Origin of the sequence: Parvularcula maris, from assembly GCF_024505085.1 — a bacterium.
Lineage (GTDB): Bacteria > Pseudomonadota > Alphaproteobacteria > Caulobacterales > Parvularculaceae > Parvularcula > Parvularcula maris.
In genome coordinates, this window is record NZ_JANIBC010000007.1 from 1 (window position 1) to 18914 (window position 18914).

Genomic DNA, 18914 nt, shown 5'->3' on the forward strand with positions numbered 1-18914 from the left:
CCCCAAGACCCCCGCGCCCCCTCCCTGGCGCGGGGGTTTTTCTTTGGCAGCATGCTTGTTGAGCCCGGCCCCCGCGTGGTCTAGGCGCGGCTCCTCACCTTCATCCCATGCGAGGAGAACCCCATGGCCCGCCAGTTTATCTACTTCATGAACGGTCTCACCAAGTCCTACGGGGCGAAGAAGATCCTCGATAACGTCCACCTGCAGTTCTACCCGGACGCCAAGATCGGCGTGGTCGGCGTCAACGGCGCCGGTAAGTCGACCCTCCTCAAGATCATGGCCGGCGTGGACCAGGAGTTCACCGGCGAGGCCCACCCCGCCGACGGCGCCAAGGTCGGCTACCTCCCGCAAGAACCACAATTAGACCCCACCAAGACCGTCTTCGAGAACGCCGCCGAGGGCGTCGCCCCCATCAAGGCCAAGGTGCAGGAGTTCAACGATGTCTCCATGGAGCTCGCCGAGAACTACTCCGACGAGCTGATGGAGAAGATGTCGTCCTTGCAAGAAGAGATCGACGCCCTCGACGCCTGGGACATCGACAGCAAGGTGGAGCTCGCCATGGAGGCCCTGCGCTGCCCCCCCGGCGACTGGCCCGTGGACAAGCTCTCCGGCGGTGAGAAGCGCCGGGTCGCCCTCGCCAAGCTGATCCTGGAGAAGAACGACCTTCTCCTCCTCGACGAGCCCACCAACCACCTCGATGCCGAGAGCGTCGCCTGGCTCGAGAACTACCTCAGAAACTTCCCCGGCGCCGTGGTGCTAGTGACCCACGACCGCTACTTCCTCGACAACGTGACCGGCTGGATCCTCGAGCTCGACCGGGCCAAGGGCATCCCTTACGAGGGCAACTACTCCTCCTGGCTCCAACAAAAAGCCAAGCGCCTCGCCCAGGAAGAGCGCGAGGAGCAGAAGCGCCAGAAGACCCTCGACCGCGAGCTCGAATGGATCAACCAGGGCCAGAAGGCGAGGCAGGCCAAGTCCAAGGCCCGCATCAACTCCTACGAAAAACTTCGCGACCAGGCCGCCAACGAGAACATCTCCACCGCCCAGATCCAGATCCCGCCAGGCCCGCGCCTAGGCGGCAAGGTGATCGAGGCGGAGGATCTGAAGAAGGCCTTCGGCGAGAAGCTCCTCATCGACGATCTCACGTTTGAGCTGCCCCCCGGCGGCATTGTCGGCGTCATCGGCCCCAACGGCGCGGGCAAGACCACGCTCTTCCGTATGCTGACCGGCCAGGACCAACCCGACGAAGGCGCCATCACCCTCGGCGAGACGGTCAAGCTCGGCTATATCGACCAGACGCGCGAGAACCTCACCGACACGAACTCCGTATGGGAAGAGATCTCCGGCGGCCTCGACATCATCAAGCTCGGCGAGAAGCGCGAGGTGAACTCAAGAGCCTACTGCACCTGGTTCAACTTCAAGGGCGCGGACCAGCAGAAGAAGGTCGGCGACCTTTCGGGCGGTGAGCGCAACCGCGTGCAGCTCGCCAAGATGCTGAAGGAGGGCGCGAACCTCCTCCTTCTCGACGAACCCACCAACGACCTCGACGTCGACACGCTGCGGGAGCTCGAGGCGGCCCTGGACGAGTTCGCCGGCTGCGCCGTCATCATCAGCCACGACCGCTGGTTCCTCGACCGCATCGCCACCCACATCCTCGCCTTCGAAGGCGACAGCCACGTGGAGTGGTTCGAGGGCAACTACGAAGCCTATATCGAGGACAAGAAGCGGCGGTTGGGACCGGATGCGGAAGTGCCGCGGCGGATCAAGTACCGGAAGGCGGAGCGGTGATGATGAGAAATAATATTGACGTTCAGATCGATCCATCTACAATTGAAAAAGTTCAGGATCGCTTCGATGCTGATCTAATCTTATTTTCTGGATCAATCGACAACACAGCTTTTGGAAAAATTGCGTCTGCAGTAGGTGAAACCAGAATGGTTTCTCAGCGCAACAGCGTTGTATTCTCACTAACCACGAACGGTGGTCAAGCAAACGCAGCATTTCAAATTTCGCGACTGCTGCAAGAAACCTACGACGAAGTCGTTCTCTTAATTCCCAGCTACTGTAAAAGTGCCGGGACGCTGATCGCTTTAGGTGCAAGCAAATTGATAATGGATTCATTCTCTGAGTTAGGGCCGCTCGATGTCCAGCTTGTGAAGGAGAATGAAATCGCGGGTCGTAAGTCTGGCTTGATATCAAAAGCAGCATTTGAAAGCCTGCACGATGCTACCTTCGAAGCGTTCCAAGATTTTATGCTCAGGACAACGGTTTCGAGTTACGGCAATATCAACTTCAAATTGGCTTCTGAAATTGCCACTAACCTATCCACTGGCGTGATGGCGGGTATATACTCACAGATAAACCCTGAAACACTTGGTAGCGACTACCGCGACCTCAATGTTGCTATAGCCTATGGGTCTCGTCTCGCTGATTATTCTCAGAATGCGATGCCTATGGCTGTGCATCGGCTGGTGCACGAATATCCTTCTCACGATTTTATCATCGACGTCAGAGAAGCTCGTACACTATTCAACAATGTCGCCGACCCAAGCGACGAGTTATATGAAATCTACGCGGCATTCGCAGAGATTTTATATAACGAAGCTGCAGACCCGTTTTGCATGTCATTAACGAAATCGCTACATGATGCTGAGGAAGGCGGATTGGACCATGACGAAGAACCAGACACAGAAGCCAAAGTCAAAGCCAGCGGATCGTTGGACGATAGCGGCTTCCCAGATAGGTCGGGCGATTCAGAATCGAGCGGTTACAGCAACAGCGGCTCGAACCCATCCGATGGCGAAACGGCCAAAACTTCAACCGCACATTCTGATCCAGCTACGGAACTGCACGACAAAGAGACCCTGAAGTAGAGCCGGGCGCTCTGCGCCGTAGGGCGGCTGCCCGTGTGCTAATGGTCTGAGGTGCTGACGTTTCCGGCAGCCGCGTTGCGACGGTTGGGCGTTTGAAACGCCACTGCCGTGGCCTTCTCCGCCTAGAAAAGGTCCACCGGACCTTTTCTCTCACTGACCGTCAACCGGCTCCGAAGGGTGCGGGCTGCTAAAGCAGCCTGCCAACTGCATCCGGCTCTTTGCAACACCGGGCCAACCGCTCAACCGTCGGTCCATGCAAACCGATAGCGTCCGACCCTGCTTTCTCACCGACCTATGGTCTCCTGCGGACCCGACCTCTTACAAGGTGCACTTCGCAAGGTGGAACGCGCAGAACCAGCCGCTCCATGTCCTGGCGCGCAGTTTCGAGGAGTGGCGGGGGTGGCAGGAGTTCTATCCGGGCAAGAACGATTTCAACCGTGTACGTATCTTCTCGCTGGCCCAGGTGCTGAGCGCCAAGGACCGCTGGGTGTTCGGCGGTATCTGGCAGGTCGAGGGGCAGGGTGAACGGCAAGACGGCACACCTTTCTACCGCGTCCGATTGGCGGACGAGCTACGTTCGCTCTATGCGAGGCTGAAGGTGCGCCATGTCCATAAGTCGCGCGGCACCAGGCTGAACCTCGAGAACCACCTGCGCGACATGGTCATCAGCGAGATCCTCCCCGAGCCCTACACAGGGCGCCCCTTTCCCGGCTACGACAGCGTCAATCTCAGCTTTCAGGAGATCGAGGGCCTGATGGCGAACAGCCGCCGGGACTGGGCCACCGCCCTCCGTCACGTGAAAGGCGTCTACCTCATCACCCATACCGGACGCAGCCAGCGCTATGTCGGATCGGCCTATGGCGAAACAGGGATATGGTCGCGCTGGGCGCAGTACATCCAGACCGGGCACGGAGGAAACCTGGAGCTTCGGAGATTGGTTCGCCAAGAGGGCATCGAGGAGTGTCGCCAGCACTTCCGCTTCACGCTTCTCGAGCATCTTCCCGCCCGAACGGAAGACAGCGTGGTGATCGCACGTGAGAACTACTGGAAAGAGGTCCTGAACACGCGGGATGTCGAGGCGGGGCTGAACCGCAACTAGACCCCGCGGTCTTAAGCCTCGCCTCCACTGTGGCGAGGGTCGTAGCGGGTAGGAGCCCGTAGGGTGGACGCTGGCAGGCGGCCACCTTTCCTGGGCGGTGAGGGTGGCGAGGTGGCCGGCTTCCGCCGTCCACCCTACGAGCTTATGTCATCAAAGCTCCACCTGGACGCTCTCGCAGCAGCACGGGCCGTCACTGCGCCGGCCCCGTATATCCTCCGTGCCCTGAGACTTATGCGGTTCGGCGAGCCCGGCGAGTGAGGGCCATTCCGCCCAGTGCGGGGACGAAGAGGAGAGCTGCCACGGGAAGGGGGACGGGCGACGCTTCGATCGTGTACGTGCCTGACTTCTCGCTTGGCGCCGTGCCGAACGCCTTGGTGGCGAGCTGGCACGTGTTGGCAAAGCTACCCACGGTGATGCCCCCGCAGGCGAAGGTTCCGTCCGAGGAGAACGTCAGGAACCCCGTACCGCTCGCGCTTGGTCCAGGGTTGGTCAGGGTCAGGGCCGCCGCGAACATCGAGCCGCCGGCTTCGATCGTCCCCGTACCGACATAGATCGAAGGATCCCCTAAATTGACTCCAAAGTCGGTCTCGACGATCAGGTTTTCAATGCTGCCTCCAACCACATCGAACGAGCCGGTGAGCAGCGCGTTGGGGTTGTTCGTGTCGAAGATCCCCCCGATCTGATAGCTGCCATCCACAAGGGCGGCCTGCGCGTTCAGTGCTCCCCCCCACGCCGCGACAAAGGCCGCGGCAGCGAAAAACGTCCGTTTCATGTCGTTCCGATCCCCCCGGTAACAAACCCCGCCAGCGCTCTCGAGCGCCTTGTCAAGATTTGTTACATGAAAACGGGTGGCTCGCAAGCGAGTTTCTCTGGTTGCCTGGCAATGGGCGTATCGTTTCGCCTTCATGCTGGCCTCATCGATGCGCACCCGACCTATGGGGCGTGCTCCTCCGTAGGGTGGGCGCTGGCGCCTGGAAAGGTGGCCGCTACTCGCGTCCACCCTACGGCGTCGCGCGTCGGCCAACTCCGCCGTCAACGACTGCGCAGGGCCTCGATCAGCTCGTCCTTGGTCATGTCCGAGCGGCCCTCGATGCCCACCTCCTTGGCGCGCTCGTAGAGCTCCTCCTTGGTGCGCTCCTCATAGGGTTTCGAGCCGCCGCCCTTCTGTGAAGGGCTCGTTCCGCCGTCGGCTTGCGCGTTGGCGATGCGCGCCGCCTTCTCCTTGCTGGCGCCGTCCTCGCGGAGGGCCTCGTAGGTCTCGTCGTCCTTGATGGAGGGGCCGTGGTCCTTGGTCATGGCCTCTGAACAGAGGGGAGGACGGGCGCGTTCCGCTGGGGCACCGGAGAGGTCTTCCCAAAGCCAAGCTCTCCCCCTAACCCCCCGGCGATGAGCGTGAAGACCCCACAAGACTGCCAGACCATGGAGGACGTCCGCGAGGGCGTCGACGCCCTCGACCGGGAGCTCGTGCGGATGCTCGCGATCCGGCAGGGCTATATGGAGGCGGCGGCGCGGATCAAACCGACCTTCGGCGACGTCAGGGTGCCCTGGCGCATCGAGGACGTGGTGGAGAAAGTGCTGACGGAATCGCGAAAATACGGGCTTTCGGCGCGAATCGCAGAGCCCGTTTGGCGCGAACTGATCGAATGCTGCATCGCACATGAGGGTGAGGCGTGGAAAAAGCAGCGCGGTGAGGAGGGCTGAAAGCTCAACCTTTTGAGGGGGATAGCGAAAACTCCAGGTTTCATGCGGGTTACAGGGCAAAATTCCCCTTTGACCTCCAGCAAAAACACTGCCTAGCGTCACCCCACGCCCCGGAAAGGCGCATGAATAAAGGGTTTCAGGCATGAATAAAAACGAGTTCATCGACGAGGTCGCTCGCAAGTCCGACATGAGCAAGGCGCAGGCCGGCAAGGCTGTCGACGCGGTCTTCGACACCATCACCGAGGCGCTCAAGGGCGGCGACGATGTCCGCCTGGTCGGCTTCGGCACCTTCTCCTCCGCTCGCCGCGAAGCCCGCGAGGGCCGCAACCCCCGCACCGGCGAGACGATCAAGATCAAGGCCTCCAACCAGCCGAAATTCTCGGCAGGCAAGGGCCTCAAGGACGCGCTGAACTAGTCGGCGACCTTATCCCCGAGGGCGCCCCGGCATGCTATCAGATAAGCATGCCGAGCGCCCTTTTTCGTGGGCGGCGTCTTGCGGGAAAAAGCCTCCTGCATCCCCCGGATAGCGCTTGCGGGCTGAGCCGTTTCGCGCCTAAGGGGGCCTTCCATGACGCGGTACATCTTCATCACCGGCGGCGTGGTTTCCTCGCTCGGCAAAGGGGTCGCATCGGCAGCGCTAGGCGCGCTTCTGCAGGCCCGCGGCTATACGGTCAGGCTGAGGAAACTCGACCCCTATATCAATGTCGATCCGGGCACGATGAGCCCCTATCAGCATGGCGAGGTCTTCGTCACCGATGACGGAGCCGAGACCGATCTCGACCTCGGCCACTACGAGCGCTTCACCGGCGTCTCGGCGACCAAGGACGACAACATCACCACGGGGCAGATCTACCAGAGCGTGATCGAGAAGGAGCGGCGAGGCGACTATCTCGGCGCCACCGTCCAGGTGATCCCGCACATCACCGACGCCATCAAGGACTTCATCCGGTCGGACGCTCTTGATCCCGAAGGCAGGCCCGTCGACTTCCTCCTCTGCGAGATCGGCGGCACGGTGGGCGACATTGAGGGCCTGCCTTTCTTCGAGGCGATCCGTCAGTTCGGCAATGAAGAGCCGCGCGGTGCTTGCGTGTTCGTGCACCTGACCCTCATGCCCTATATCTCCGTGGCCGGAGAGATGAAGACCAAACCGACCCAGCACTCCGTCAAGGAGCTGCGCTCGATCGGCATCCAGCCCGACATCCTTCTGGTGCGCGCCGACCGCGACATCCCCGAGGGAGAGAAGGCCAAGATCGCCCAGTTCTGCAATGTCCGCCCCTCGGCGGTGGTCCAGGCGATGAACTCGCGCACCATCTACGAGGTGCCGCTGGACTATCACGGCGAAGGTTTCGATACGGAGGTTCTGAAGGCCTTCGGTATCGGCGATGCGCCCGAGCCCGACCTCACCCGATGGCGCGAGGTGACCCGCCGGATCATCAACCCCGACGGCGAGGTCCGCATCGCGGTGGTGGGCAAGTACACGGTGCTCAAGGACGCCTACAAGTCGCTGATCGAGGCGCTGGTTCACGGCGGCATCGCCAACAATGTCCGCGTGCATATCGAGTGGATCGACTCGGCAGTCTTTGAGAACGATGATCTCGCTACGGAGCGTCTTGGCGGCGTCCACGGCATCCTCGTGCCCGGCGGCTTCGGCGAGCGCGGCTCGGAAGGCAAGATCCAGGCGGCACGCTTCGCGCGGGAGAAGAACATCCCCTATTTCGGCATCTGCTTCGGCATGCAGATGGCCGTGGTCGAGGCGGCCAGGAACCTTCTCGGTGTCGAGACGGCGACGTCGAAAGAGTTCACCGAGAGTGGCGAGCACGTGGTCGGCCTGATGACCGAGTGGGAGAAGGACGGAAGCGCCGAAACCCGCTCCGCCGAGGACGATCTGGGCGGCACGATGCGCCTTGGCGCCTATGAAGCAAGGCTTGCGGAAGGGTCGCTGGCCCGCGAGATCTACGGTACCGAGACGATCTCCGAGCGCCACCGCCACCGCTACGAGGTGCAGATGGCGCTGGAGGAGGCGCTCAAGGAGAAGGGCATCACCTTCTCCGGCCGCTCCCCCGACGGCCGCCTGCCGGAGATCATGGAGGTCGAAGGCCACCCATGGTTCATCGCGGTGCAGTTCCACCCCGAGCTCAAAAGCCGCCCCTTCGATCCGCACCCGCTCTTTTCGAGCTTCATCGACGCGGCGCTGAAGCGGTCGAGACTGGTGTAGCCTATTTGTCTGTATCTACTGATGCATCGGGTACGACAGCCCGAACACTATAGCGTCCTGCTTTAAGCATCAGCCGCACATCCTCGCCTGCCTCCACTAAAACCCGGTCGTGGGGGATCGCTTCAACGGGATCGTCAACCGGTCTGGCTTCGATGATCGCCCAGCCGTCAGAAGGCAGAAGGTCTTGCGGAATGGCAACGGCTTCGTAGCCGCGAGTGAGCCGGAACGTAGGCCTTCCGTAGACGAAGGTATCCGGGGGCCTGATGACCCGAAGGTCCACTGGGTCCTTCGTCGCAACCTCAGCCAGAACCAGCTCGTTGTCTGAACTTGCACCGCGGCAAGTGGTCTGATCGATGGTCAGAGGGTCGATGCCGGTCTTCTCCTTCAAACGGGTGGCCATCCATTTTGCTGATCTGCCATCTCTCCAGGTGATTGGCTGCTCGAAGGCGTGGTTGTAGCCGACATGGACGAGAACCCGTGCATTGGGGTCGTCCTCCAATATGTTCTCGATGATGTTCTGAGCCTGTGCTTCCTCTCGAACGTGCATTGCGTCGAGCATATCTTCAGGGCGCTCATACTCTGGATCGTACGCAATTTCGTAGGCGGCAAAGCGGTAGCCAAGGCCCCGCACCCGTCGCAGAAGGTGCGCAAATGTCGCCTCGCGAAGATAGTAGCCATCGTTATCCGTCAAGACGTCGGTAGGTTCGTCGTCATCCTCGGTGAAGGGGAAACTGCCGCCTCCGTCGAAGTTCGAAAAGGTCTCTGCCGCATAAACGTCGAACCCCAATGGCGCGAGCGAAACAGCCACGTTCTCAATAAAGGCGCGGGTACTACTGCGAACATGGCTCTCGTTGATGATGACGATTTGCGCGTCCCTTGCCCGATCAACGATCGTTTGAAGCGGAGCGCTTCCGCTTTCGATCGGCTGGCAGTCCGACCGCTCGTACTCACGCAAATGCCCTCCGGCAATCAGGTCTTCGCGTCCGTAGAGCGCCACATACTGATCAAGCCTGCCGCTTTCTAGCTCCCCCTTTCTCAAACGTTCGAATGTGAGCTGAGCATGGCTTCCGTTCTGTCCGCTTTCAGAGGCGGCTACAGTCCCCCCATCGACGAGGATAACGTTCGGACTAGGTGCTGTCCCGCAGGCAACAAGCAGCAAGATAATAGTGACGCTGAGATAGCGCATAGAGCTCCCCTTCGACCTTGATCAGCAAATGTTCATAGGCGACAGGGAAAGAAGGGGCCACCGAGCATTGCAGCTTAAAACTTCACCCCAACCGAGAACCCGCCATAGCCGTCCGGGTCGTCTTGCGCTTCGTAGCGCTCCGTGCGCGCCACATAGGTCCAGGAGAGCTGGACCCGGCCGAGCTCCATCACCGCGCCTGCCTGCAGGTCGCCGACCAGGGGGTTCTTGTCCGTGGACGCACTGTCCTGAACCAGGCTGCCGTCGAGGAAGATGTCGTGGGCGACCGCGCGGGCCTCGGCGCCTGCGAAGAGGAACCAGCTCACCCCGCGGGAGAAGTGGCCCGAGCCGGTGAGGGAGGGCCTGATCCGGGCGGGTCCGAAATTGGGACGGAGGTTCGAGCCGAGACGGACCATGCCGCCGGCGCGGGCGTTGACCGCGACATTGCCCAGGGAGGCACCGGCGACGGGGGTGAACTCCGCTTCCAGCGGTCCCATCCTTCCTTCCGCCCAGGGACGACCTTTCCAGTCGTAGGAGAGGTTCACCGCGACCTCGTTGGGAAGCTGGTGGTCCCAGCCCTCGGCCAGCATGTAGTTGCGGCGCTCGTGAAACCAGTTCTGGGTCTCCTCGCCCAGGGCCGCGGGGCCGACTACGCCCAGCTCTAGGGTGAAGAGGTCGAAGCGGCCGTTCTTCTCGGCCAGGAGCCCCGCCTCGGCAAAGAGATAGCCCGCATAGGGGTGGTCGTCGGGGTCGGGCGTGTCCGTGAAGTAGTCCTTGGGCGTGTAGATCTGCTGGGCGACGGCGAAGCTCCGGCGGAGGGTGGCGCCGTAGCCGCCGAGGCGGCGCTCGAGACTTGTCCCCCTGACCTCGCCGGTGACGTAGGCTGCGCGCAGGCCGTTCGTGTAGTGCCTGTCCTGGTTGGCGACGAAGTCGTTCTCCGCCGTCACGGTTAACGTGCCGAGGTCCCTGGCTTCGCTTTGGGCGGCGAGGAGGGCGAGGGGCGCGGCGGCGGTGAGGATGGCACGTTTGAACATGCCAAGGTTGTTTCAAGTCTCGTGCCAACACTCCCGTCCCGCGGGAGGACGCTGCGGACTTCTCCCGCCCAACGGAAAACGGGGCCGCCAGCCCTTCGGCCCGCGACCCCGTCTCTTCTCTCCCAGAAGACTGGCTTGTCGTTATGCTTCCACGCCGCGCGGCGTTTGCGGGGTGAAGCCCAGGCGGTCCATCGCCTCGCGCCTGATCGGCGTCTTGCGGCGCTCGGACAGGTCCTCGTAGCGGACGCCGTAGGTCTCGCCCTCGGACCAGACATCCTTGGCGACCAGCTCGATCACCTCGCGCTGGTCCGGCGTCAGGGAGGCCCAGGCGGCGCTCGCCACCATGAGCTGCCGCTCGGCCGAGGCCGATCCCAACGTTGCTACGACAAGAAGAGCGGCCCCCGCCGCCCTGGCTCTGATACCCATACCCACTGCTGGCCCACCCCTTGGAACTCGGTACTGTTCCGCTGTAACACAGAGCGTGTTCAGGCTTGGTGGCGGGGCAGGGGGAGAATTGAAGCTTTCCGGTCACAGGCCTTTAGCCATAATGTCAACTTCGAGGTGGACAAAACCCCTGGCCCGCGTTAGGCGCCGCGACTTCCAGAATTCAGGAGAGACCCGCGTGGCCGTCCCCAAGAGTAAGATCACCAAATCCAAGCGCGGCATGCGCCGTGCTCACGACCGTCTCGACGCTGCCTCCTATATCGAGGACAGCCAGAGCGGCAATCTGCGCCGCAACCACCATATCGACCTCAAGGCCGGCACCTATAACGGCCGCCAGGTGCTTCCTCCCCAGGAAGACTGAGGCTTGGGCCGAAAGGCCCTTTGGTTGAAGCGAATGTGAGGCGTTGCCCGGAAGGGTAGCGCCTTTTTCGCGTGGGTCGGAACGCGAAGCTCTCCGCCTTTCAGAAGCTCGGGCGTTGCGCGGCGGATGGCGTTGCGGGTCCGCTCTACGGCTGATGCGTCTTCCGCGCTGCCTCAAAACCTGCCATGGCGCCCGCGAACACAAGACGGAGCCGCACCATGGTCATGATCGCCGACATTCTCGCCCGTGAGATCCTCGACAGCCGGGGCTTCCCCACCGTGGAGGTGGATGTGCTTTGCGAGGACGGCTCGCTCGGCCGGGCGGCGGTGCCGTCGGGGGCGTCGACCGGGATGCATGAGGCCCATGAGCGCCGTGACGGCGGCTCGCGCTACGGCGGCAAGGGCGTGCGCGAGGCCGTCCACGCTGTGCAGACCGAGATCTCGGACGTGCTTCTCGGTGTCGATGTGGAGGAGCAGACCTTCATCGACCGGGCCATGCTCGACCTCGACGGTACCGCCAACAAGTCGCGCCTGGGCGCTAACGCGGTGCTGGGCGTCAGCCTGGCGGTGGCCAAGGCAGCGGCAGAGGCGCACGGCCTGCCGCTCTACCGCTATCTCGGCGGCCCCTCCGCCAATATTCTCCCCGTACCGATGATGAACATCCTCAATGGCGGCGCCCATGCGGACAACCCGGTGGACATCCAGGAGTTCATGATCATGCCGGTGGGCGCGGACAGCTTCTCCGAAGCCCTGCGCATGGGCGCGGAGACCTTCCACGCCCTCAAGAAGAAACTGAAGTCGCAAGGCATGGGCACCAATGTGGGCGATGAGGGCGGCTTCGCGCCGAACATCTCATCAAGCCGTGCCGCGCTGGACCTCATCATGTCGGCGATCGAGGAGACCGGCCTGAAGACCGGCGAGGACATGGTTCTCGCTCTGGACGTAGCGTCTACGGAGTTCTTTGCCGATGGTCAGTACGATTTGGCAGGGGAGGGCACCAAGCTCGACAGCTCCAGCATGGCCGACTACCTGGCGAGCCTAGCCAGCGACTACCCCATCCGCTCCATCGAGGACGGCATGGCCGAGGATGACTGGCAGGGCTGGTCTGAGCTGACGGCCAAGATCGGCGACCGTGTGCAGCTCGTCGGCGACGACCTCTTCGTTACCAACCCCAAGCGCCTGAAGGACGGCATCGCGCAGAAGGCGGGCAATGCCATCCTCGTCAAGGTCAACCAGATCGGTACGCTGACGGAGACCTTTGAGGCGGTCAACATGGCCCACAAAGCTGGCTTCAAGGCGGTGATGTCGCACCGCTCCGGCGAGACCGAGGACGTGACCATCGCCGACCTCGCAGTGGCGACCGGCTGCGGCCAGATCAAGACCGGCTCGCTCGCACGCTCCGACCGCACGGCGAAGTACAACCAGCTCCTGCGGATCGAGGAGGCCCTCGGCCCGACGGCGGTCTATCCGGGTGCGGATATCTTTGCCAGGTAAGGTTTCGGCAAGGGTTTGGGGAAAACCCGTTAAGCGCAGTTAAGGCCTGTTCCAGATGGGGACAGGCCTTTTTTCTTTACTATGCTTAACGGCGCAGTGACCTCGATTACCGGGCTGCCACCGATTTTCTGTGATATGATTCACCGGACGGTAACGACGATTGGCGAAGCATGACTCATCGAGAGGTGATGTTCCGCATGAAGATGTTCCGTTCCCTGTTCCTCAGCGCCGTTCTGCCCGCTGGTTTGCTTGTCGCCGCAGCCTATCAGGGCCTCATGGCGTTCAACGGGCCGGAGGGCTTCGTGCGCGCCGAGCAGCTCGAGGCGAGGGCGGCCCATCGCCGGGCAGAGGTTAACGCGCTGCGCCGCCACCAGGCGCGGCTGGAGGAGCGAGCCGACCGTCTCGTGCTGGCCTCTCTCGACGAGGACCTCCTGGAGGAGCGGGTCCGCGCCAATCTCGGCCATATGCGCCCCGGCGAGTACCGGATCCCGGTCATGGAGCTCGACGCCGTTGCCGCATTGGAAACGGAAGAGGGCGAAGAGCTCACCGACCTGATCGCCGTGGCGCTCCTGGAGAGCCGCGGGGCGTAGATGACAGAGTTTTCGAAAGGGGTCACCGAAGATTTGCGCCGGTTTGGGTTGGTGTTGCTCGGTGCTGGTCTTCTCACCCCTGTAGGTCCAGTTTCGCGCATCCTCACCATCGCACTTGGTGCAATTCTTCTGGGAAGTGCTTATATCGTACTGGCAGTCAATGGAGGACGACAGGAATGACGATCACAGGTCCTGAACTCGTTCTGATCGGAGCGCTGCTAGTCGCTTTCTATGTACCGCTGTCATTCTACGTGGTCCGCTACGAGAAGCGCCACCAGGCGCGCAAGAAGTCGCAGGACTGACGGCGCTTTTCGCCGCCGACTTCATATTGAGGTGAGCGCCCCGCGCGCCTAAGTGCCCCCCATGGCCACGCTCATCGACCTCGACAAACGCCCGGCGCTTCGCCACCCGGAGAAGCAGAAGAACCCGGACAGCCCCATCCTGCGCAAGCCCGAATGGATCCGCGTCAAGGCGCCTGTCTCCAAAGGCTATGCCGAGACCAAGGCGATCGTGAAGTCCAAGGGCCTCGTCACCGTCTGCGAGGAGGCGGCCTGCCCCAATATCGGCGAGTGCTGGGACCAGAAGCACGCCACCATGATGATCCTGGGCGAGATCTGCACGAGGGCTTGCGCCTTCTGCAACGTGCGCACGGGCCTGCCGAACGCCGTCGACAGCGACGAGCCCCGCCGGGTGGCCGATGCGGTTGCCGAGATGGGCCTGAAGCACGTGGTCATCACCAGCGTCGATCGCGACGACCTGGAGGATGGCGGCGCGCAGCACTTCGTCGAGGTCATCGAGGCCATCCGCGAGCGCTCGCCGGGCACCACCATCGAGATCCTGACGCCTGACTTCCTGAGGAAGCCCGCCTACGCCCTCGACAAGGTCATCGACGCGGCGCCTGACGTCTTCAACCACAACCTCGAGACCGTGCCGCGGCTCTACCTCTCGATCCGCCCCGGTGCGCGCTACTTTCACAGCTTGCGCCTTCTGGAGCGGGTCAAGGACCGGGCGCCGAACCAGTTCACCAAGTCCGGCCTCATGGTCGGCCTGGGCGAAGCCCGCGAAGAGGTCATGCAGGTCATGGACGACATGCGCTCCGCCGGGATCGACTTCCTCACCATCGGCCAGTACCTCCAGCCGACCCGTAAGCACGCAGCCGTCGACCGCTTCGTCACACCTGAGGAGTTCAAGCGCTACGAGGTCTTGGCCCGCGCCAAGGGCTTCCTCATGGTCTCCGCCAGCCCGCTCACCCGGTCGAGCCACCATGCGGGCGAGGATTTTGCTAAGCTGAAGGCGGCGCGGGAAGCGAAGGCTGGTGCGTAGGCTGACAGTTCACGCCTGGGACGACTACACGCTCACCGGTATTCCTACGTTGAAGGTGCTCGATCCGACGAAAATCATTGCTTCCGGTCGGGTGGCACGTGAGATGCGACTGCAACTCCCAGAAGAGACCACTTCTATTCGCGTGCGGTGCGACGGAGAAGTAAGCAATATCTTGTCCGACTTACCTGCCAATGACATCGCTATCGCGGTGCGAAGAAGGACGATGGAAGAGTTGAAGGACGACCAAGAACCCGATCTAGCGCCCGATGGTGCGCTGCTAGCTGGGGGTTTGATCGGTGCAGTCATCGGCATCATCTGGTCGACTCTAGTTTTAGGTCTGCGGTTGGCTGATGGGCGGCGCCCTTTGGTTGGACGGCGGACAAATGGTCAGGACGATGGGCTCGTTCTCACATTGGTCGAGCCCGCATGACCCCCCATCACGAGCTGGTCGTCGTGCCCTTTACCCCTGAACAGATGTTCGACCTCGTCATGGATGTTCGGACCTATCCGCGCTTTCTGCCCTTTGTGCAGGCGCTGCGGGTGGTGGCTGACGACCGGGAGGACGGGAGCGGCAAGCTCTGCGCCGACATGGTGGTGCGCTACTCGGTGTTCCGCGAGACCTTCCGCTCGGAGGTCGATGCCGACCGGCAGGCCCTCACGGCGCGGGCGAAATATGTGCGCGGGCCGCTCAAGGACCTTGAGAACAACTGGCGTTTCGAGTCCCACGAGCGCGGCTGCATGGTGGATTTCCGCCTGCGCTTCGCCTTCCAGAACCGCCTGATGCAGGCGGCGGCCAACAAGTTCGTGGAGCACGGCTTCAAGCGCATGGTCGGCGCCTTCGTGCAGGAGGCGCATAGGCGGTACGAGCCGGTGGCTGCCTAATAACACAGGCTGCGCCCGGTCATTCCTGCCGCCTCCCTCTCCCGACTGCGGGAGAGGGACCGAGGGTGAGGGGGTTCTGGGCGACCTCTTCTATCGCGAGTGCCGAAGTACGGCTTCGCCGAAGCCCTCACCCAAAGCCTGCTGGCGCAGCCTTTGACCTCTCCCGTGAACGGGAGAGGTAGGCAGAAAGAATGTGAACCCATTCCCCCCAAACGGGTGTGTGAACGCCGGGCACCGATTTTCGCGCGTGCCCTCTTGCCGTTCTTCGATAACGTCCCCATCTGATAGTCATGGCGGAACTGTCACAGCTTCCGCAAAGGAAAGAGGAGGCAGACTTGAACAACCAATCCACCACCAGCGACAAGGTATTCGACCAGAACACCTTTCAGCACCAGTTGAGACCGGCATGGACGCCGGTGAATATTGCGCTGATGATCCTGTTCTTCGTGTCGGGACTGTGGTTCCTCGGCCTCGCCATGATCGCCTACATGATGTATGGCCGCGAGATGGGGCTTGATTTCTCCAACTGGGGAGCGACCAAGAGCACCGCTAAGCGCGCTGCCAATAAGGGCTTCGCCTGGACGTCCAACCGGACCCAAGGCTCGGGCAACGCCGCCTTCGACGCCTGGCGTGATGCCGAGATCGAGCGCCTACGCGAGGAAAAGCGCAAGCTGGACGAAGCCCGCGACGCCTTCGAGCAGCACATGCGCGACCTGCGCATGGCCCGCGACCGCGAGGAGTTCGACAACTTCAAGCGCGCTTGGGAAAACAAACAGCCGGGCAGCACGGACACGACTCAATAGTCACGCTCCAGTGCTTTGAGTGTTCAGGCCGGGAGATCGGGAACCCACCCCCGCTCCCGGCCGTTCTCTTTTCCAGGTCTTCAGTGGAGTTGCAGGGTCATGGGAAAGTTCTTCGGCGGTCTCTTCTTCCTCGGCGTGATCGGTTTCGTCGGCTGGATCGTCCTGATGGCGGTCTCCGGCGAGCGTTTCAGCGTCAGCTCCAACCCCAATATCAGCCCGGAGAACCGCTCCACCTCACGGGTTGCGGTGAGCGGCCACGATGCCGCCCGCGACCTCGATGCGGTGCTGGAGGATGCCCTGCGCAACGCCGAGCGCGCAGCCCAGCTCGCCGTCGAACTGAACGCGGCCAGCGAGCGGGCCTATGAGGCTGCGAACTCCGTCCAGACCCTGGTCTCCACCAACCAGGCCGCCGCCGCCTCGCGAGCGACGACCGTCGCCGCGGCCCAGAACGCCGACCGCACCGCAGCGCTGATGCAGACCTATTCGGAGGAGCTGCAGGCTAGGCTGAGGGAGGCGGAGCGTCTGGCCAACGATGCCGAAGAGGCGGCCGCCATGGTGGCGAGCGTCGAGAACAGCCGGGTCGAGGCGCAGGAAGCCGCCCTCAAGGCGCAGCAGGCGCAGAACGCCTTGGAAGCCGCATCGCGTCAGGCGATCCTGACCGAGCAGGCCGCCGAGCGGATGCAGGCGAACGTTCCGGTCATTACCACGGAAGAGGTGATCGTTCTCGAGGGTGCCGAAGTCGCCGAAGAGCAGGACACGATCATCGTCGTGCCGATCGACGAGCTCGAGACAGCCTCGCCCACCTCTCCTTACTAGTAGGGTTCTAAGCGTCAGCGAGGTCCGCCGGGGCCACCGCCCCCGCCGCCCGCACCGGGCTGGCCTTCGGGCACCAGACCCGCGGCGGCACCGACGCCGCCGAGGAGCTGCTCCCAGAAGCTGAGCGTCTTGCCGCGGGTGGCGGTCACGCGGCCCACCATGTCCACCTGGGTGCCGTCTTCCAGGGTGTAGCGGTCCACGCCCTCGACCAGGCCCTCCTCATCGAAGCGGAAAGCCACCACGTTCCGGTCATAAACTTGCGTCTGGAAGAAGGCGCGGGCGTTGGTCTTGTGGCTGATATAGTACCAAGTGTCGTCGTTCAGCGGGGGCCTGACCGAAGGCTCGCCGAAGCGCGCCAGCACCGATTCCTTGCTGTCTACGCCGGGAAGGGCGTCAAGCCCTGTCTCCCCGAACTCCACCACATAGCCGTGCTGTGCCCTGGTCGATACGCAACCCGAGGCGAGGAGGGCGATCATGGCGGCGGCGGTGAGCTGTCGGATCATGCAGTTTTGATCGCTTTATCTCGCCGCAGGGTCAATCCCCGACGGCCATTCCACCTGTGATAATGTTGAAAGATAGGCGTTGCCTGCCTGCCAGAACTAGGCGGAAAACGTGAAGCGGCCTAGGTCCTCACCATGTACGAACGCATCAAGACCCTGCTGGCGAAAGCGACCGGCCGCAACGACCGGCGGCGGGTGGCGCACGATCTCTACGTGGCGGCCGCCGAAGCGTCGCGCAGGCCCGCTTTCTATACCGAAGCCGGTGTGCCGGACACGGTGGAGGGGCGCTACGACCTCCTCTCCCTGCATATGATCCTGCTGATCCGCCGCCTGCGCCAGGAGGCTGAAGCTCAGGCGCAACTGGCCCAGCTCCTCTTCGACGTGATGTTCAGGGATGTCGACGACAACCTTCGCGAGATGGGGGTGGGCGACCTGCGTGTGGGCAAGAAAGTGCGCAGCTATGCCGAAGCCTTCTTCGGCAGGGCCAAGGTCTATCAGGAGGCGCTCGCCGGGGAGGGCGATCTCGAAGACGCGCTCTCGCGCAACGTCTATGACGAGGAAAGCCACCCGCGAGCCCCTGTGCTTGCGGGCTATGTCAGACGCTGCGCCGAGAGTTTGGCCGAGCAGGACACCGCCCAGCTCCAGCGCGGCATCGTCACCTTTCCCCCGCTCACACTAGAAGAAGAGGTCAGCCATGCAGCCCAGTAACGATCATCTGCTCACCCGCCTGGTCCGCCTCGACGAGTTCGGTAGCGAAGCCTACACGGCGAGCCTCGTGGCCGGGGAGACGGAGCTGAAGGCCATCGCGGAGCGCCTCGATATCGAGAACGCGAAGGCTTTCGCCGCCGAGCTCTCCATCACCAGGCGCGATACGCTGATCCGTATCGAGGGCAGCATTCGCGGCGATCTCGGCAGGACCTGCGTCGTCAGCCTCGAGCCGATGCGGGAGACGATCGAAGAGGACTTCACCGCCGAGTACATCACCGAGGCAGGCGACGAGCGGGAAGGGGAGTTCGAGGCGGACCTCGACGCGCCCGAACCGCTGGAGGGGGACACGTTGAACCTCTGGGATGTGGCCCTCGAGCAGCTCGTCCTGAGCATGTCGGCGCATCCGCGGATCGAAGGGGCGGAGGCGCCCAAGGATCCTGGCGCAGGCGCGAGGATCAGCCCGTTCGACGCCCTCAAGGGGCTGACTTGAAAAGGTAAAATGGTCGGAGTGGCCGGATTCGAACCGACGACCCCTTCACCCCCAGTAAAGTGCGCTACCAGGCTGCGCTACACTCCGACCGCCTCGCCGCAGCGAGGAAACCGGGCCCTAGCAAAAGGCTAAGGGGCCAGCAAGCGCGGAATTTGCTGGGTGGGGTTCGCGGTTGATTGGCGGTTGTAGCGTTTGCAAACAGACGGAGACATAGGCGCTGCTGACTCCTCCCCCTCAGCCTACCGGCAGCTCCCCCTCGGGGAGGGGGAGCGACATAGAGAGCAGGTGGTGGTTCTGCTTTTCCTCCCCTACGAAGTGGGGGAGGTGCCGGAAGGGCGGAGGGGGCCTCAGCGTTTGCAGAAAATACAGCCGTCTTAGGCTAGGAGTGAACTTGGAAAC

Annotated in this window: 23 protein-coding genes and 1 tRNA gene; 17 read left to right on the forward strand and 7 right to left on the reverse strand. The window is 62.7% G+C overall.

From position 1 onward, the window contains the following. Positions 1-123: 123 nt before the first annotated feature. The 3 genes from ettA (at position 124) to NOG11_RS09605 (ending at position 3972) form a co-directional block, all read left to right on the forward strand. Positions 124-1788, forward strand: a complete 1665-nt coding sequence (ettA, locus tag NOG11_RS09595; RefSeq protein ID WP_256619539.1) for an energy-dependent translational throttle protein EttA — start codon at positions 124-126, stop codon at positions 1786-1788. A gap of 2 nt (positions 1789-1790) precedes the next feature. After that, a complete protein-coding gene (locus tag NOG11_RS09600) occupies positions 1791-2873 on the forward strand; it encodes an SDH family Clp fold serine proteinase (RefSeq protein WP_256619540.1) in 1083 nt (360 codons plus the stop codon). 253 nt (positions 2874-3126) lie between these two features. Continuing rightward, a complete protein-coding gene (locus NOG11_RS09605; protein ID WP_256619541.1) occupies positions 3127-3972 on the forward strand; it encodes a GIY-YIG nuclease family protein in 846 nt (281 codons plus the stop codon). Between the two features lie 229 nt (positions 3973-4201). On the opposite strand, the gene NOG11_RS09610 is transcribed toward NOG11_RS09605, so the two are convergent. Both NOG11_RS09610 and NOG11_RS09615 read right to left on the reverse strand, forming a co-directional pair. Further along, positions 4202-4744: a hypothetical protein gene (locus NOG11_RS09610; RefSeq protein ID WP_256619542.1), complete on the reverse strand. Its 543-nt coding sequence runs from the start codon at positions 4742-4744 to the stop codon at positions 4202-4204. Positions 4745-5004: 260 nt separating this feature from the next. After that, positions 5005-5268, reverse strand: a complete 264-nt coding sequence (locus NOG11_RS09615; RefSeq protein WP_256619543.1) for a DUF7218 family protein — start codon at positions 5266-5268, stop codon at positions 5005-5007. Positions 5269-5358: 90 nt separating this feature from the next. Here NOG11_RS09615 and NOG11_RS09620 point away from each other — a divergent pair, with 90 nt between their 5' ends. From NOG11_RS09620 to pyrG, 3 genes are all read left to right on the forward strand, one after another. Then, positions 5359-5673, forward strand: coding sequence for a chorismate mutase (locus NOG11_RS09620; protein ID WP_256619544.1), 315 nt, complete (start codon positions 5359-5361; stop codon positions 5671-5673). A gap of 142 nt (positions 5674-5815) precedes the next feature. Then, positions 5816-6088 (forward strand): HU family DNA-binding protein, encoded by a 273-nt coding sequence (locus tag NOG11_RS09625; protein ID WP_256619545.1) that lies wholly within the window; start codon positions 5816-5818, stop codon positions 6086-6088. Between the two features lie 153 nt (positions 6089-6241). Next, a complete protein-coding gene (pyrG, locus tag NOG11_RS09630; protein ID WP_256619546.1) occupies positions 6242-7888 on the forward strand; it encodes a CTP synthase in 1647 nt (548 codons plus the stop codon). Between the two features lies 1 nt (position 7889). On the opposite strand, the gene NOG11_RS09635 is transcribed toward pyrG, so the two are convergent. From NOG11_RS09635 to NOG11_RS09645, 3 genes are all read right to left on the reverse strand, one after another. Beyond that, on the reverse strand, positions 7890-9074 hold the full coding sequence (locus NOG11_RS09635) for a hypothetical protein (protein ID WP_256619547.1): 1185 nt from the start codon (positions 9072-9074) through the stop codon (positions 7890-7892). A 74-nt stretch (positions 9075-9148) separates the two neighbouring features. After that, the gene (locus NOG11_RS09640; protein WP_256619548.1) at positions 9149-10105 is read right to left on the reverse strand and encodes a lipid A deacylase LpxR family protein; all 957 of its coding nucleotides are present in this window, start codon (positions 10103-10105) and stop codon (positions 9149-9151) included. Positions 10106-10246: 141 nt separating this feature from the next. After that, on the reverse strand, positions 10247-10531 hold the full coding sequence (locus NOG11_RS09645; protein WP_256619549.1) for a hypothetical protein: 285 nt from the start codon (positions 10529-10531) through the stop codon (positions 10247-10249). A 196-nt stretch (positions 10532-10727) separates the two neighbouring features. Here NOG11_RS09645 and rpmF point away from each other — a divergent pair, with 196 nt between their 5' ends. The 9 genes from rpmF (at position 10728) to NOG11_RS09690 (ending at position 16817) form a co-directional block, all read left to right on the forward strand. After that, on the forward strand, positions 10728-10910 hold the full coding sequence (rpmF, locus tag NOG11_RS09650; RefSeq protein WP_256619550.1) for a 50S ribosomal protein L32: 183 nt from the start codon (positions 10728-10730) through the stop codon (positions 10908-10910). Between the two features lie 218 nt (positions 10911-11128). Beyond that, positions 11129-12403, forward strand: coding sequence for a phosphopyruvate hydratase (gene eno, locus NOG11_RS09655; protein WP_256619551.1), 1275 nt, complete (start codon positions 11129-11131; stop codon positions 12401-12403). Positions 12404-12573: 170 nt separating this feature from the next. Next, positions 12574-12993, forward strand: a complete 420-nt coding sequence (locus NOG11_RS09660; RefSeq protein WP_256619552.1) for an FtsB family cell division protein — start codon at positions 12574-12576, stop codon at positions 12991-12993. A 176-nt stretch (positions 12994-13169) separates the two neighbouring features. Further along, positions 13170-13295, forward strand: coding sequence for a hypothetical protein (locus NOG11_RS09665; protein ID WP_256619553.1), 126 nt, complete (start codon positions 13170-13172; stop codon positions 13293-13295). Positions 13296-13356: 61 nt separating this feature from the next. Continuing rightward, on the forward strand, positions 13357-14316 hold the full coding sequence (gene lipA, locus NOG11_RS09670) for a lipoyl synthase (RefSeq protein ID WP_256619554.1): 960 nt from the start codon (positions 13357-13359) through the stop codon (positions 14314-14316). Next, positions 14309-14746 carry a hypothetical protein gene (locus NOG11_RS09675; protein ID WP_256619555.1) on the forward strand — a complete coding sequence of 146 codons (438 nt, stop codon included), beginning with the start codon at positions 14309-14311 and terminating at the stop codon, positions 14744-14746. Before lipA ends, NOG11_RS09675 begins: the two co-directional genes overlap by 8 nt. Beyond that, positions 14743-15198 (forward strand): type II toxin-antitoxin system RatA family toxin, encoded by a 456-nt coding sequence (locus NOG11_RS09680; protein ID WP_256619556.1) that lies wholly within the window; start codon positions 14743-14745, stop codon positions 15196-15198. The genes NOG11_RS09675 and NOG11_RS09680 overlap by 4 nt, the downstream gene beginning before the upstream one ends. A 335-nt stretch (positions 15199-15533) precedes the next feature. Next, positions 15534-16001, forward strand: coding sequence for a DUF2852 domain-containing protein (locus NOG11_RS09685; protein WP_256619557.1), 468 nt, complete (start codon positions 15534-15536; stop codon positions 15999-16001). A 99-nt stretch (positions 16002-16100) separates the two neighbouring features. Beyond that, complete coding sequence (locus NOG11_RS09690; RefSeq protein WP_256619558.1) at positions 16101-16817, forward strand: hypothetical protein; 717 nt, start codon at positions 16101-16103, stop codon at positions 16815-16817. A gap of 14 nt (positions 16818-16831) precedes the next feature. On the opposite strand, the gene NOG11_RS09695 is transcribed toward NOG11_RS09690, so the two are convergent. Beyond that, entirely contained in the window at positions 16832-17320 is a 489-nt protein-coding gene (locus tag NOG11_RS09695) for an outer membrane protein assembly factor BamE (RefSeq protein WP_256619559.1), read from the reverse strand. Positions 17321-17452: 132 nt separating this feature from the next. On the opposite strand from NOG11_RS09695, the gene NOG11_RS09700 reads away from it, so the two are divergent. Then, on the forward strand, positions 17453-18025 hold the full coding sequence (locus NOG11_RS09700) for a ubiquinol-cytochrome C chaperone family protein (protein WP_256619560.1): 573 nt from the start codon (positions 17453-17455) through the stop codon (positions 18023-18025). Continuing rightward, positions 18012-18515 carry a YceD family protein gene (locus tag NOG11_RS09705; RefSeq protein WP_256619561.1) on the forward strand — a complete coding sequence of 168 codons (504 nt, stop codon included), beginning with the start codon at positions 18012-18014 and terminating at the stop codon, positions 18513-18515. Before NOG11_RS09700 ends, NOG11_RS09705 begins: the two co-directional genes overlap by 14 nt. Before the next feature lie 10 nt (positions 18516-18525). Here the strand turns inward: NOG11_RS09705 and NOG11_RS09710 are convergent. Continuing rightward, positions 18526-18602: transfer RNA gene (locus NOG11_RS09710), tRNA-Pro, on the reverse strand. Positions 18603-18914: the final 312 nt, after the last annotated feature.